At 72.8% G+C, this 13209-nt stretch carries 12 protein-coding genes; 9 read left to right on the forward strand and 3 right to left on the reverse strand.

The features are described 5' to 3' along the window. Positions 1-6 precede the first annotated feature (6 nt). The 5 genes from ACU610_RS06315 to amrB all read left to right on the forward strand — a co-directional run bounded on the left by ACU610_RS06315 (position 7) and on the right by amrB (position 4495). On the forward strand, positions 7-492 hold the full coding sequence (locus ACU610_RS06315; RefSeq protein WP_446766858.1) for a DUF5313 family protein: 486 nt from the start codon (positions 7-9) through the stop codon (positions 490-492). Between the two features lie 173 nt (positions 493-665). Further along, complete coding sequence (locus ACU610_RS06320; protein ID WP_446766859.1) at positions 666-1490, forward strand: MEDS domain-containing protein; 825 nt, start codon at positions 666-668, stop codon at positions 1488-1490. Beyond that, positions 1487-2560, forward strand: coding sequence for an anti-sigma factor RsbA family regulatory protein (locus ACU610_RS06325; protein ID WP_446766860.1), 1074 nt, complete (start codon positions 1487-1489; stop codon positions 2558-2560). The genes ACU610_RS06320 and ACU610_RS06325 overlap by 4 nt, the downstream gene beginning before the upstream one ends. A 13-nt stretch (positions 2561-2573) precedes the next feature. Continuing rightward, positions 2574-3674, forward strand: coding sequence for an AmmeMemoRadiSam system radical SAM enzyme (gene amrS, locus ACU610_RS06330; protein ID WP_446766861.1), 1101 nt, complete (start codon positions 2574-2576; stop codon positions 3672-3674). A 2-nt stretch (positions 3675-3676) separates the two neighbouring features. Then, the gene (gene amrB, locus ACU610_RS06335; RefSeq protein ID WP_446766862.1) at positions 3677-4495 is read left to right on the forward strand and encodes an AmmeMemoRadiSam system protein B; all 819 of its coding nucleotides are present in this window, start codon (positions 3677-3679) and stop codon (positions 4493-4495) included. 40 nt (positions 4496-4535) lie between these two features. Here amrB and ACU610_RS06340 read toward each other — a convergent pair whose 3' ends face one another. Continuing rightward, positions 4536-4739, reverse strand: coding sequence for a hypothetical protein (locus ACU610_RS06340; RefSeq protein ID WP_446766863.1), 204 nt, complete (start codon positions 4737-4739; stop codon positions 4536-4538). Positions 4740-5006: 267 nt separating this feature from the next. Between ACU610_RS06340 and ACU610_RS06345 the strand changes: the two genes are divergently transcribed. After that, on the forward strand, positions 5007-5666 hold the full coding sequence (locus ACU610_RS06345; RefSeq protein ID WP_446766864.1) for a GntR family transcriptional regulator: 660 nt from the start codon (positions 5007-5009) through the stop codon (positions 5664-5666). Positions 5667-5965: 299 nt separating this feature from the next. Here the strand turns inward: ACU610_RS06345 and ACU610_RS06350 are convergent, their stop codons facing one another. After that, a complete protein-coding gene (locus ACU610_RS06350; RefSeq protein ID WP_446766865.1) occupies positions 5966-6847 on the reverse strand; it encodes a hypothetical protein in 882 nt (293 codons plus the stop codon). Positions 6848-7845: 998 nt separating this feature from the next. Between ACU610_RS06350 and ACU610_RS06355 the strand changes: the two genes are divergently transcribed. The 3 genes from ACU610_RS06355 (at position 7846) to ACU610_RS06365 (ending at position 11223) form a co-directional block, all read left to right on the forward strand. After that, a complete protein-coding gene (locus ACU610_RS06355; protein WP_446766866.1) occupies positions 7846-9240 on the forward strand; it encodes an aspartate aminotransferase family protein in 1395 nt (464 codons plus the stop codon). Between the two features lie 197 nt (positions 9241-9437). Next, positions 9438-10568, forward strand: a complete 1131-nt coding sequence (ald, locus tag ACU610_RS06360) for an alanine dehydrogenase (RefSeq protein ID WP_446766867.1) — start codon at positions 9438-9440, stop codon at positions 10566-10568. A gap of 55 nt (positions 10569-10623) precedes the next feature. Continuing rightward, entirely contained in the window at positions 10624-11223 is a 600-nt protein-coding gene (locus ACU610_RS06365) for a short chain dehydrogenase (RefSeq protein ID WP_446766868.1), read from the forward strand. Positions 11224-11272: 49 nt separating this feature from the next. Here ACU610_RS06365 and ACU610_RS06370 read toward each other — a convergent pair whose 3' ends face one another. Further along, entirely contained in the window at positions 11273-13132 is a 1860-nt protein-coding gene (locus ACU610_RS06370) for a putative nucleotidyltransferase substrate binding domain-containing protein (protein WP_446766869.1), read from the reverse strand. Positions 13133-13209 lie beyond the last annotated feature (77 nt).

The following is a 13209-nucleotide window of genomic DNA, read 5'->3' on the forward strand; positions in this document are numbered from 1 at the left end:
GGGCGGGTGACCGTCGTCGAGCAGGAGCACACAGAGGCCATGGCAGAGCCGGCAGAGCACGACACCTCCGAGCCGATCGTCCGGCCGGCTCCGCACCGCTGGCTGTGGTACGCGCTGGGTGGCGGGCTGCCGGAGCGCCACCGCCGCTGGGTGCTCTTCGACACCACCACCGGTACGTGGTGGGCGCGGCACATCGTCCGCATGCTCGTCCAGATGGCGGTCCCGATCGCGCTGATCATGGTCTTCCTGCCGGCCCCGCTGGGCCTGCGCGCGGCGGTCGCCGGCGGCGGGATCTTCCTCGGGCTCATCTACTCGCTGGCGTACATGCCCGAGACCACCGAGAACCGGGTCGTGAAGGCCGGCTACCCGGCCGGCACCGCCACCGCCCACCGCGAGCAGGCCGCCCACCAGCGGGACCTGCGGGACAGCGAGCGCCGTCGGGCCGCCAACGCCAAGCGCGCCGCCCGCTACCGCGACCGCTCGGGCGGCTGACCGACGTGGCCGGCTGCGCCGGGCCGGCAGCGCGCCCCGTCGAGGGGGCGCGCCGCATCCCGGCGGCGCGACGACGACGGAACGGGAGCATCGGCCCGCGGTCGTCCGGGACCGAGCAGTCCGGAGGAGCGACCGGCTTCCCGGCGTGCCCCGGCGGCGTAGCGTCTCCACCCGTGGGGGGCGTGGACGGCGCCACGGCCGGCCCCGAGTGGGACGGCCATCTGCTCCTGCTGCACGAGTCCGCCGCCGAGCGGCAGGCGGGTGTCGCCGCCTGGGTGCAGCGGGGCCTCGACCTCGGCGAGAAGGTCCTCTACGCCGAGGGGCCCGACGAGGGGAAGGGCTCGCTGACCGCGGCTCTCGAAGCCCACGGGGTGGACGCCGCCACCGCGGTCGCCGACGGGCGTCTCGCGCTGGTGCCGCTGGCCGAGTTCTACCCCTCGGACGGACAGCGGCTGGTCGTCGACCGCGCCCTGGCCGAGGGGTTCCCCGCGGTGCGGATGTCGGTCGGCGCCCTCGCCGCGGTGACCGTCCTCTCGCCGGGGCACTACCTCACCGTGGAGCGGCGGATGGACGAGCTGGTCCGCAGCCTCCCGGTGTCCGCGCTGTGCCAGTACGCCCGCAGCGTCACCACGGGGCCGGCACTCCGGGGCGCGGTCGGCGTGCACGTGGCAGGGGTCCGCGAGGCGTACTTCGCCACCGGGGCCGGCGAGCTGGGGCTCGTCCTGCGGGGGGAGGCCGATGCCGGCAACGCCGAGGTCCTCGAGGCCGCCGTGACCGCGTTCACCGACGTCCCGCCGCGGGTGCTGTACCTCGACCTCGCGGAGCTGTCGTTCATCGACGTCGCGGCCTGCCGGGCACTCGCGCACGGGAGCTGGGGGTTTCGTGCGTGCGGGGGGCAGGTCCTGCTCGTCGCGCCCCCGTCCCCTGTCGAGCGGACGCTGCGGCTGCTGGAGCTGAGCGACCTCCCGGGGTTCCGGCTGATCGGGAGGGACGCGTGAGCGCAGGGACGCCCGAGGACTACCTGCACGCCGCGCTCCTCTTCCGCTCGGACGAGGAGTTCCTGGGCCGGGCCGTGCCCTTCCTGCAGGAGGGACTGTCCGCCGGGGAGGCCGCGCTGGTCGTGTGCGCGGAGGAGCACAACAGCCTGCTGGCCCACGCGCTCCCCGCGGACGCGCACGTGCTGGTCCTGCCGCGCGACGCCGTGTACACCCGTGCAGCACACGTCTGCGTCACCTACGAGCGGCTGGTCCACCGCCTCCTCGCCGACGGTGCCCGCGGGACACGGTTGGTCAGCGAACCCTCCTGCAGCAGCGAGCCCTCCTGCAGCAGCGCGCCGGAGGCGTGGGGGACGTGGGCGGCCTTCGAGTCCGTCTCCAACGTCGTCCTCGCGCCGCTCCCGCTGTCCAGCGTCTGCGGGTACGACGTCCGGGAGTTGTCCGCGTCGATGCAGTACGACGTCGAGCGGGCCCACCCCTACCTGCTGACCGAGGACGGCCCCCTGCCCAGCGGCGCCTACGTGCAGCCGGCCGAGCTCCTCGGCGGCATCCCGCCGCCGGACCCGCTGGAGGCCACGCCTCCCTCGCTCGACCTCGAGGGCATCGGCGACCGGGCCGGCGTCGCCTGGGCGCGGGGTCAGGTGCGACTCCTGGTGGAGGCGGCCTGCCCCGATGCACGGGTCGGCCAGGAGTTCGTCGGCGCGGTCGCCGAGGTGATGACCAACGCATTGCGCTACGGCGGGCCGCCGCTGCACGTCCGGGTGTGGACGGCGCCGTCGCGGCTGCTGTGCACGGCGACCGACTGCGGGGCCGGGGCGGACCTGCTGTTCGCCGGATACAGCCGAAGGGACCTCGACGACGACCGGACCGGGGCGGGGCTGTGGCTGGCCCGACAGGCCTGCGACCGCCTCGACGCCTACCCCACCCCGGGCGGGTTCACCGTGCGCCTCGGCTCCGCGGTCCCCGCGGCTGCCCGCGGCGCGGAGGGGGCACGGAGCCGGAACGGGACTCCGGATGACCGCACCCGGGCGGCGCGCCTGCGGGCCGCGGAGCTCCTCGGCCGGGTGGAGTAGCACGGAGGGCGTCATGACCGCCGACATCAGTCTCCAGGACCGTTTCACGGTGCCGGGCCGGTTCTGGCACCGGCTCGACGACGGTCGCGTGCAGTGCGACGTCTGCCCGCGGGAGTGCCGGCTGCACGAGGGCCAGAGGGGCCTGTGCTTCGTGCGGGGCCGCGTGGACGACCAGATCGTGCTGACCTCCTACGGGCGGTCGAGCGGGTTCTGCGTGGACCCGATCGAGAAGAAGCCGCTCAACCACTTCCTGCCGGGCAGTGCCGTGCTGTCGTTCGGTACCGCCGGCTGCAACCTGTCCTGCCGCTTCTGCCAGAACTGGGACATCTCCAAGTCGCGGGAGATCGACCGGCTCTCCGACGCCGCCGGCCCGGAGGACATCGCCGAGGCCGCGGAACGGCTGGGCTGCCGCAGCGTCGCCATGACCTACAACGACCCGACGATCTTCCTCGAGTACGCGGTGGACGTCGCCGACGCCTGCCGGGCACGGGGGATCAGGGCCGTCCTGGTCACCGCCGGGTACGTGGCCGACGAGGCGCGGCGGGAGTTGTACGCGCACGTCGACGCCGCGAACGTCGACCTCAAGGCGTTCACCGACGACTTCTACCGGCGCGTCTCGGCGGCCCGCCTGCAGCCGGTGCTCGACACCCTGGTGTACCTGCGGCACGAGACCGACGTGTGGTTCGAGATCACCACGCTGCTCATCCCGGGGCACAACGACTCCGACGGGGAGATCGGCGCCGAGTGCGCGTGGATCGCCGAGCACCTGGGGCTCGACGTCCCGCTGCACTTCACCGCCTTCCACCCGGACTTCAAGATGCGTGACGTCCCGCCCACACCGCCGGCCACGCTGACCCGCGCGCGGCGGATCGCCCAGGACCACGGACTGCGCTTCGTCTACACGGGCAACGTGCACGACGCCGACGGTGGTCGCACCACCTGCCCCGCCTGCGGCGAGGCCGTCGTGGAGCGGGACTGGTACGTCATCGGGCGCTACCGGCTCACCGACGACGGGCGTTGCACCTCGTGCGGCGCCGCGGTCCCGGGCCGCTACGACGGGCCGGTCGGCCGGTGGGGGGCGCGGCGGCTGCCGGTGTTCCTGGCCGGGAGCTGACGGTGCAGGTGCGCCCGCCCGCGGTCGCCGGCCGGTTCTACCCCGCCGACCGGGAGGAGCTGCGCGGCCTGGTGGACCGACTGCTCGGCGAGGTCCGGGGCCGGGGGCGGGGTCGGGGCCGGCCGGTCCTCCCCGCCGCCGTGGTGGCGCCGCACGCGGGATACCAGTACTCGGGCGCCGTGGCCGCGACCGCGTACGCGCGGCTACCGGACGCCGTCTCCCGGGTCGTGCTGCTGGGACCGGCGCACTTCTGGCCGCTCGACGGGATGGCGGTGCCGACGGTGGACGCCTTCGCCACACCGCTGGGCGACGTCCGAGTCGACGACGACGCCCGGACGGCGGCCGCCGCGCTGCCCGCCGTGGCGGTGGACGACCGTCCCCACGACGGCGAGCACTCCCTCGAGACGCAGCTGCCGTTCCTGCAGCGGGTCCTCGGCGCCGTGCCGGCGGTGCTGCCGGTGCTGGTCGGCCGCACGCAGCCGGAGTCCGTGGCGGCGCTCCTCACCGCCACCCTCGCGGCCGACGACGCGCTCGCCGTCGTCTCCACCGACCTCAGCCACTACCTCGACGAGCGCTCGGCCCACCAGCGGGACCGGCGCACCGCCGATGCGGTCCTGGCCTGCGACGCCGGCGCCCTGGAGCCGGACGACGCCTGCGGCTACCACCCCCTGCGCGGCCTGCTGCACCACGCCGCCGAGCACCGGCTGACCGTGGAACTGCTCCGTCTGGCCACGTCGGCGGACAGCGGAGCGGGGCGCGCCCGCGTCGTCGGGTACGGCGCGTTCCTCCTGCACCGAGCGGCGGGAGGACGGAGCTCCTGAGGGGACGACCTGTTCGCCGCGCCCGGCCACGTGCGATCGCTCACGCGGTGAGCGAGGCGACTCCCGCGCGGGTTCCGGCGACGCGGGCCGGACGGCGCTGCAGGCGCGTCCGCGGCGACTGGTTGGCGTATCCGGAGGGCAACGTGGCGCACGCGATCGTGCCGTCCGCGGGAGCCGTGCGGGCGGCAGCCGGTCCGGACAGGTGCACGTAGCGGATGTGGTCCGCGGGGTCGTAGGTGTTCATCGCAGGCTCCGTGGTCGCCGTCGTCTCGGATAGAGGATCAGCGAGGACCGGTCGCTGATACATCCGGTGAACCCCCCGAGACACCGGCCAGAACCCCCGTTGTGGACCGGGAGACAACCCCCCACGAGCAAGGGGGGACACCCTGCGCGTGGCACGTGCGGGCGGGGTCGGTACCCGCTCCGGGCGCATGCGCCCGCGACCGTGGAGAATGGCAAGGATCGTCAGGCAATCTGCACGAGCGAGGAGATGGGTGTGCCGGAGCCGGCCGTGACCTTGAGTGGCGGGGTGGTCGTCTCGTCCACCCGGCGGGAGGAGGTCTCGGCGCGGATCCGGCGGGCACTGCTCACCGGGGAGCTGCGACCGGGCCAGCGCATCAAGGAGGTCCCCCTCGCCGAGGCGCTCGGCGTCAGCCGCCCCACCCTGCGGGAGTCGCTGCAGCAGCTGGTCCACGAAGGGGCCCTCGTCCAGGTGCCCTACAAGGGCATCCACGTCGCGCAGCCCACCGCCGAGGAGCTGCGCGACGTCGCCGAGGTGCGCATGACGTTGGAGACGATGGCGGCCCTGCGCCTGGCGCGGGACCCGCACGGGCCGGCGATGGACGGCGTCCGGGAGGCGTTGGCGTCGCACCTCGCCGCGATCGAGTCCGGGGACGACCTGCAGGCCCACGTGACCCACATCGCGCTGCACAGGGCGATCTGGGACCTGGCCGACAGCCCGACGCTGCGCAAGATCTGGCCTCTGGTCGGGTCCCAGATCCACGTCGCGCTGAGCGTGGACCAGGCGGTGCGCCACGATCCGGAACGGGACGCGGCGCTGCACCGCCGGCTGGTCCGCGTGATCGAGGAGGGCGACGAGGCGACGATCGCCGCCGAGGTGGAGGAGCACATCAGGCGCAGCGTCGACGAGGTGCTGCGCCGACTCGCCTGAGTGCTGTCCCGCGGATCGTGCACGCCGCCACCGCTGCCGGTGTCCCTCAGCGGCCCACGTCGGGACACGGCGTCGTGGAGCGTTGGCACCACCGTGTCGGTCACGTCCCGTTGCCGGGAGCCGTCGGGTCGCCTCGTGCGGCCCGCTCGTGGACGGATCGAAGACGGGCGGGGCGCGTCGGCGCCATCGTGACGGTCTGCCGCCGCCGACCGACCCCTCACCTCATGACGACGGGCGGCCAGGTCGGTGTGCTCAGTCGACACAGGGGCTGCGGCCATCCGCCACGCCCATCCGCTCGATCACTCGGGGGGGCGCCGGACGAGGTCGGCTCCATCGGGCGTGGTGGGCGCGTTCGTCGGCAGGTTCGTCAGCTTCACGAGGCCCGCTCCCGTCATGGCGCCAGCGGCTCCCTCGGTCGGCGCAGAGGGCGCGGTGCTCGTCGGCGGGATCGGTGCACTGCTCGCTGATGCGGGCAGCGGTGTGCTCCGGACTATCGTGTCCTGGGCCCATCGCTCACTGAATCCCGCCAGGAAGGCGATGGCCGTGAGGAAGTAGGGCGCCGCAGCGTCGGATTCCGCTGGAATCTGGAGCGGAATGAGGTGTGCCTTCAGCAGTACGTACAGTGCCACGCCGAGCGCGCCGCCGATGACGGGGCGGACGCTACCGGCCAGGCAGGTCATGAACGATTCCAGCGTCGTGTCCACGTCGAGACGCTGGCCACGGCTGATCCTGATCATCACGCTGAGGATGGCACCCAATCCCCCGGCCGCGATCGCGCGCACCAGGTCTTGTGTCGGCGCCTGCTCGAACATCGGTATGGTGCTGGCCATCCATGCTGACGCCAACACGACGATCCCGCCCATGAGCAGACCGAATACGTAGTGTCTCAGTGCGACCCTGATCGCAGCTTGATCCGCGAACTCCTGCAGGCGCGTCAATTCGCTCTGCGCAATCTGCAGGGCTTTCTCGATGCGGTGCACACGGCTGCACTCCCTGGTCTCCCGGGCCTCTTTCCCCACGGCCTCCAGGCACTCGACGGAGTCCAGGACGCCGAGCAGGTACACGATGATCGAGAAGAGCATCTCGAGTAGCACACGGCGGGGGCGCCCTGTCACGACGAGTGCGGTCTGTTGCTCCATCGCGCGCGCTCGCCAGAGCGCGGCCTCGAACTCGGGCTGCACGACGGCGACAGTCTCCCCGGGATACCTCATGCGGATCTCGAAGGTCTCCCGCCTGCCAAGAGGAGCTCTTCGGCGCATGTGCAACGCGCCGGCGTGGATGTGCTTGGCGAAGTACTGGTCGACGATCTCGTAGTCAGCCCCTAGGTACTGCTCGCGCAGCCTCGCGAAGTCCTCCCTCGAGCCTTGGGTCCTGCGGTGGGGGTATGCGTGGATGAGGTCGTCGAGGCAGGGGGTGCCCTGATCCCGGGGAGGTTCCCGGTCGCCCCCGTCGGGCTGGGGCCGGACCCCATTCCCGTTCTCGTGCTGTCGTGGCGATCCGTTGACAGCTGCTTGCAGTTCCACCCTTGCCCTCCACTGCGGGATCCCACCGTCGTAGCAAGGACACTCGCGCTGGTATCGCTGATACAGGGACGTGGACCGTCCGCCCATCGACATCGGGTGGTGATGGGCGCCTCAGCGGTGACGGCACTGGCCTCGCCCGAGGTGAACCGATTCGACCCGCCGGTCCAGCTGCCCGGCGGCGGACCCCGACCCTCGGTGCCGTCAAGGACCGGCCCGCCCATTCGCGGCCTCGCGGTCGACCGCATCGGCCGGGGTGTACATCCGGCCACCGCCGTCCACGGACCCGGTCGGTGCCTGGAGCACCCCCCACCGTGGGCCGGTGGTCCTGTCGGCCTCGCGTGGTGCGGTCGCCCTGTCCCTGAGGCCGCCCTCGCGGCGAACCGGGCCGGGGCCCCAAGTGGCCCCTTCGGAGGAACTCCCGGACAGCGACGGCCGGGTCCTCGCCCTACGGAGTGTCGGGTCGGTGGAGGAGCGCGACACAGATCGTCGGGTGACTGCGGGGGCGGGTGTCCGCAGACTCAGCTCATGTCGATGACGACCGGCCGGACGACGGCTCTCCGCCGCGACGGATCCGGTGACCGACGGCGAGGAGCAGCCGTCCGGGCTCTCCGGGTACGTCTGACGTCCGTCCGACCCGAAGCCACGAGGAGCCTGGGATGACCACCTCGATCGAGCAGCCCCCGGCCGGTGTGCCCGACGCGACGGCGGCCCGCGCCGCGGACCACCTCTGGATGCACTTCGCCCGCCAGGGCCGCCACCCCGAGACCCCCGTCCCTGTCGTCACCCGCGGGGAGGGCGCCTACATCTGGGACAACCGGGGTCGCAAGATCCTCGACGGCCTGTCCGGGCTGTTCGTCGTCCAGGTCGGGCACGGGCGCCGGGAGCTGGCCGAGGTGGCCGCGAAGCAGGCAGCCGAGCTGGCGTACTTCCCGGTGTGGGGCTACACCACGCCGGTGCAGGCCGAGCTGGCCGAGCGGGTCGCCGACCTGGCGCCCGGCGATCTGAACCGGGTCTTCTTCACCACCGGCGGGGGAGAGGCGGTGGAGTCGGCGTGGAAGGCCGCGAAGCAGTACTTCAAGCTGATCGGCAAGCCGCAGAAGCACAAGGTGATCAGCCGGGCGGTGGCGTACCACGGCACACCCCACGGCGCCCTGGCCATCACCGGGCTGCCGGCCATGAAGAAGGACTTCGAGCCGCTGGCCCCGGGCGGGTTCCGGGTGCCCAACACCAACCTCTACCGCCACCCGGAGTTCGCCGAGGACCCCAAGGCCTTCGGCCGCTGGGCCGCCGACCGGATCGAGGAGGCGATCCTCTTCGAGGGTGCCGACACCGTGGCCGCGGTGTTCCTGGAGCCGGTGCAGAACTCCGGCGGCTGCCTCGTCCCACCGCCGGGCTACTTCGAGCGGGTCCGCGAGATCTGCGACCGGCACGACGTGCTGCTGGTGTCCGACGAGGTGATCTGCGCGTTCGGTCGGCACGGTGCGACCTTCGCCTGCGAGAAGTTCGGCTACACCCCCGACCTGATCACCTGCGCCAAGGGCATGAGCTCCGGCTACGGCGCGATCGGCGCGATGATCGCCTCGGAGAAGGTGATCGAGCCCTTCCTGCGCCCGAACGTGGCGTTCCCGCACGGTTACACCTTCGGCGGTCACCCCGTGGCGGCGGCGATCTCGCTGGCCAACCTCGACGTCATGGAGAACGAGGGGCTCAACCAGCGCGTGCTGGACAACGAGGCGGCGCTGGGCGCGACGCTGCGCAAGCTGCTGGACCTGCCGATCGTCGGCGACGTCCGCGGCGACGGTTACTTCTGGGCCGTCGAGCTGGTCAAGGACAAGGCCACCCGGGAGACGTTCGACGCCGCGGAGCGCGAGCGGCTCGTCCGCGGCTTCCTGCCCGGCGCGCTGTTCGACAACGGCCTGTACTGCCGCCCCGACGACCGCGGCGACGTGGTCGTGCAGGTCGCTCCGCCGCTCATCTGCGGCCAGGCACAGTTCGACGAGATGGAGCAGATCCTGCGGCACACGCTCACCGAGGCCCAGAGCCTCGTCTGAAGCAGGACCTCCCTGCCTCCACCGCTCGGAGAAGGACCCGTCCCCCTCACCCCTCGCAGGCTCGCGGCGAGCCTCTGGACGGGGCCTGCCCGGGACGGGGCCGCCCGACCCACGCAGTTCCGACCACACCCGACGTCGTGGTCGACTCCCACCGCTCCGGTGCGACGGCACCGGGTCCCGACCGCAGGAGACACGCCATGAGCACGCTCGTCGTCGGAGTACCCAGCGAGATCAAGGACAACGAGAGGCGGGTGGCACTCACCCCCGACGGCGTCGTGGAGCTGGTGCACGACGGTCACCAGGTCGTCGTCCAGGCCGGCGCCGGCGCCGGGTCCCGGTTCGCCGACGAGGAGTACGCCACTGCCGGTGCCAAGGTCGTGCCGACCGCCGACGAGGTCTTCGACGCGGCCGACCTCATCGTCAAGGTCAAGGAACCGGTGCCCGCGGAGTACCACCGCTTCCGGCCGGGCCAGCAGCTGTTCACCTACCTGCACCTCGCCGCCGACCGCGGCCTGACCGAGTTCCTCCTGGAGCGGCGGATCGACTCCATCGCCTACGAGACGGTGCAGAACGCCGACGGCAAGCTGCCGCTGCTGACCCCCATGAGCGAGGTCGCCGGCCGGATGGCCGTGCAGGCTGCCGCGCACCACCTGGAGAACCCCGCGGGGGGAGCAGGGATCCTGCTCGGCGGCGTCCCCGGCACCCCCGCGGCGAAGGTCCTCATCATCGGCGGCGGGGTGGCCGGCACCGAGGCGGCGAAGATCGCCCTGGGCATGCGGGCCATCGTCCGCGTCCTCGACACCAACCCCAGCCGGCTGGCCTACCTGTCCGACATCTTCGGCGGGCGGCTGGACCTGGTGACGCCCAACCGGGCCCGGACGGCGGCCTACGTCGCCGAGGCCGACGTCGTGATCGGCGCCGTCCTCGTGCCCGGCGCCAAGGCGCCCAAGCTGGTCAGCCGGGAGATGATCGCCGCGATGCGGCCGGGCAGCGTGGTGGTCGACATCGCCATCGACCAGGGCGGCTGCTTCGAGACCAGCCGGCCGACCACCCACTCCGACCCGACCTACGTCGAGGAGGGGGTCGTCCACTACTGCGTGGCCAACATCCCCGGGGCGGTCGCCCGCACCTCGACGCTGGCCCTGACCTCGGCCACGCTGCCGTACCTCGTCCGGGTCGCACGGGACGGCGTGGTCGGCGCGGCCCAGGCCGACCCCGCCCTGCGCCTCGGCCTGAGCACGCTCGACGGGAACCTGGTCAACCGGCCGGTCGCCGAGGCGCACGAGCTGCCGTTCACCGACCCCGCCGAGGCGCTCGCGGCACGGTGAGGCGTCGAGCGGGCACGGAGGTCACGGTCGTGGCCGTGGAGCAGAGGGAGAACCCATGAAGATCCTCCTGGTGGGAGCGACGGGGCGGCTCGGCACCGCGGTGGGGGAGGCGCTCACCGGCCGCGGGCACCAGGTCGTCACCGTCGGCCGCACCGCCGGGGACATCCGCGCCGACGTCGCCGACCCCGAGGAGACGGCCCGCGTCTTCGCACAGGTCGGCGACCTCGATGCGGTGGCGAGTGCCGCGGGCGACGTCCCGTACAAGCGCATCGCCGACATGACCCCCGAGGACTACCTGCGCGCCTATCGCGGCAAGGTCGCCACCCAGGTCGAACTCGTCCGGCAGGGCACCCGCCACGTCGCGGAGCGCGGCTCGTTCACCCTGATCTCCGGCGTCCTGAACCGGGACCCCATCGTCACCGGCAGCGCGGCCGCGATGGTGAACGGTGCGGTGGACTCCTTCGTGCGCGCCGCGGCCATCGAGATCGCGCCCCAGCGCATCAACGCCGTGAGCCCCACCGTCTTCACCGAGAGCATGGCCGCGTACGGCGATCTCTTCCCGGGCGTCACGCCCGTCGACGTCGACGTGGCGGCGGCGGCCTACGTGCGGTCCATCGAGGGTGCCGAGACCGGCCAGGTCTTCCTCGTGCAGTAGGAGGCCCTCGAAGGACCCCTCGCGGGCTCGGGGCGGACCTCTGGATCTGTCATACCAGGGGCGAGCCCTGGAGGGTCGGGGCGAACTTCGCCAGGTTGGCCATTCTGCGCTGGATCGCGGTGATCTCGCCGATCGCCTCGTCGAGCACACTCGCCTCGATCGACGACAGGTCGCGCAGCCGGATCGTGTCCGACGGCGTCGCGCCGGACCCCAGCTGCTCCAACTGGTGTCGCAGTCGCATGCGCTGGACGATCTCGAACACGTCACTGAGGGTCTCGGCGTCCTCGGCGGTCAACACCGGCGATCCGGCGGCGGCCCGGAGCCGCTCCTGCGTCCCGACTGCGGTCGCCCCCACGCTCAGCGCCGCCCAGCGCGCGACGTTCGTGATCGGCAGCAGGGCCTGCGTCTTCAGGTCGACCTGCTTGCGACGCCACCGTCCGCGGGGCGTCCTGGACCGGTCGACCGAGATGGCGAGCAGCACCTTCATCGTCGACGGGTGCAGGCGGAGGTCGCCGAACACGCGGGCGACCTCGGGCAACGTGAGGTCGCCGTGGATCGGCCGGCCGTCGACGAGCAGGCAGGTCTTGATGACCGCGTCGTCCTCCCTGGGCCTCGACAGCCAGCCGCGGGCCGCGGCCTCCCACTGCCGGTGCGTGAGGGCGAACTCCGGGTTCACGGGGCTCACCCCGTGGCGGTCGTGCTTCAGCCCGGCGCGCTCGAGGACGGCGGCGATCTCGAGGAACGCGGGACGGTAGCGCCCGATCTCGTCGGCGCCCATCCCGTCCGCGAACGAGACCGATGCGTCGATGTCCGAGCTGAGCACCGCCTCGCGTCGCCCGTTGCTGCCGAGGGACAGCCAGGTGAACGAGTCCACGTCGAGGTCGGGGTGTGCCTCCATGACCAGCTGGATCGCGCGACGCACGAGGGTGTCCACCAGCGCCGAGTGCACGGTGATGACCCGGCTCGAGGCCAGGCCGCGGGCCATCAGGTCGCTGACGAGCTGCGGGACGCCGCGGTAGCGGTGCTCCAGCTCCGCCACGGTGGTCGCGCGACGCAGCTGTTCGTGGAGCGCCGCTCCCGCAGTCGTCGACGACACCACGAAGTCGATCGGCGCGACGGCGCCGCACAGCTCGCCCGTGCGGTCCGTGACGAGGACGACGTCCGCCGCACGCTCCAGGACCTTGATGAGCGCCTCGTTCGCCGAGGCCCCGAGCTGCACCGTCGGCGGGTCGGGGTCCATGACCTCCACGACCGGCATGGTGGTGGGCAGGGCGGACGCCACGACGTCACGGATGGAGGCGTCGGTGATGAGTCCGAACCGCCCGGGGCCGATCCGGACGGCGGCGTACTGGAGGTCGGCCTGGGCCATCCGCAGAGCGGCGTCGGCGATCGATGCCTCGGCGTCGACGACCAGCGGTGCGCGTGCCACGAGGTCGTCGACGAGCGTGTACGCGGGGACCCCGACCGCGCGCTGGTTGGTCGACCAGACCTCCTGCGCGAGGAAGCGGGCACCGCGGCGGGACGCGAAGGCCGGTGCGACCAGGTCGGCCGGCAGCCGGACGACGACGACCCTCCCCACGGCGACGGCCCGCGGCCGGAGCGCCGCCCCGGTGAGGGCGGCAACGTAGCCGAAGAGTCCACCGCTGCCCTCCGTCTTGTCCGGCAGCTCGGTCAACCGGTCCCTGTTGATCCAGATGTCGACCCGGCCCTCCCACACGACGAAGAGCTCGGCGATGCGGGCGTCGAAGGCGTCGAGGATGACGTCGCCGGCCTCGTACTGCTCGACGACGGCGTGCGCGACGATGCGGGCCAGTTCGGAAGGCTCCAGGGCGTCGAACGGGGCGCAGGAGCCGAGGAAGTCGGTCAACGTCGCGACGTCGAGGTCCCCGGGACGGGCGGCGGCGGGCACGACCGTCGATGGTAGGTCGCCGCGCAGGTGCCCCGACGTCGCGCGCTGGACACGCGGACGGTCCGGGCGCCCGCCAC

This window comes from Geodermatophilus sp. URMC 61 (assembly GCF_052931555.1).

Bases quoted from the DNA above. Each gene is read 5' to 3' on its own strand.
- amrS (WP_446766861.1), top strand. From the start codon at position 2,574: ATGACCGCCGACATCAGTCTCCAGGACCGTTTCACGGTGCCGGGCCGG.
- ACU610_RS06340 (WP_446766863.1), bottom strand. From the start codon at position 4,739: ATGAACACCTACGACCCCGCGGACCACATCCGCTACGTGCACCTGTCC.
- ACU610_RS06355 (WP_446766866.1), top strand. From the start codon at position 7,846: ATGACCACCTCGATCGAGCAGCCCCCGGCCGGTGTGCCCGACGCGACG.
- ald (WP_446766867.1), top strand. From the start codon at position 9,438: ATGAGCACGCTCGTCGTCGGAGTACCCAGCGAGATCAAGGACAACGAG.
- ACU610_RS06365 (WP_446766868.1), top strand. From the start codon at position 10,624: ATGAAGATCCTCCTGGTGGGAGCGACGGGGCGGCTCGGCACCGCGGTG.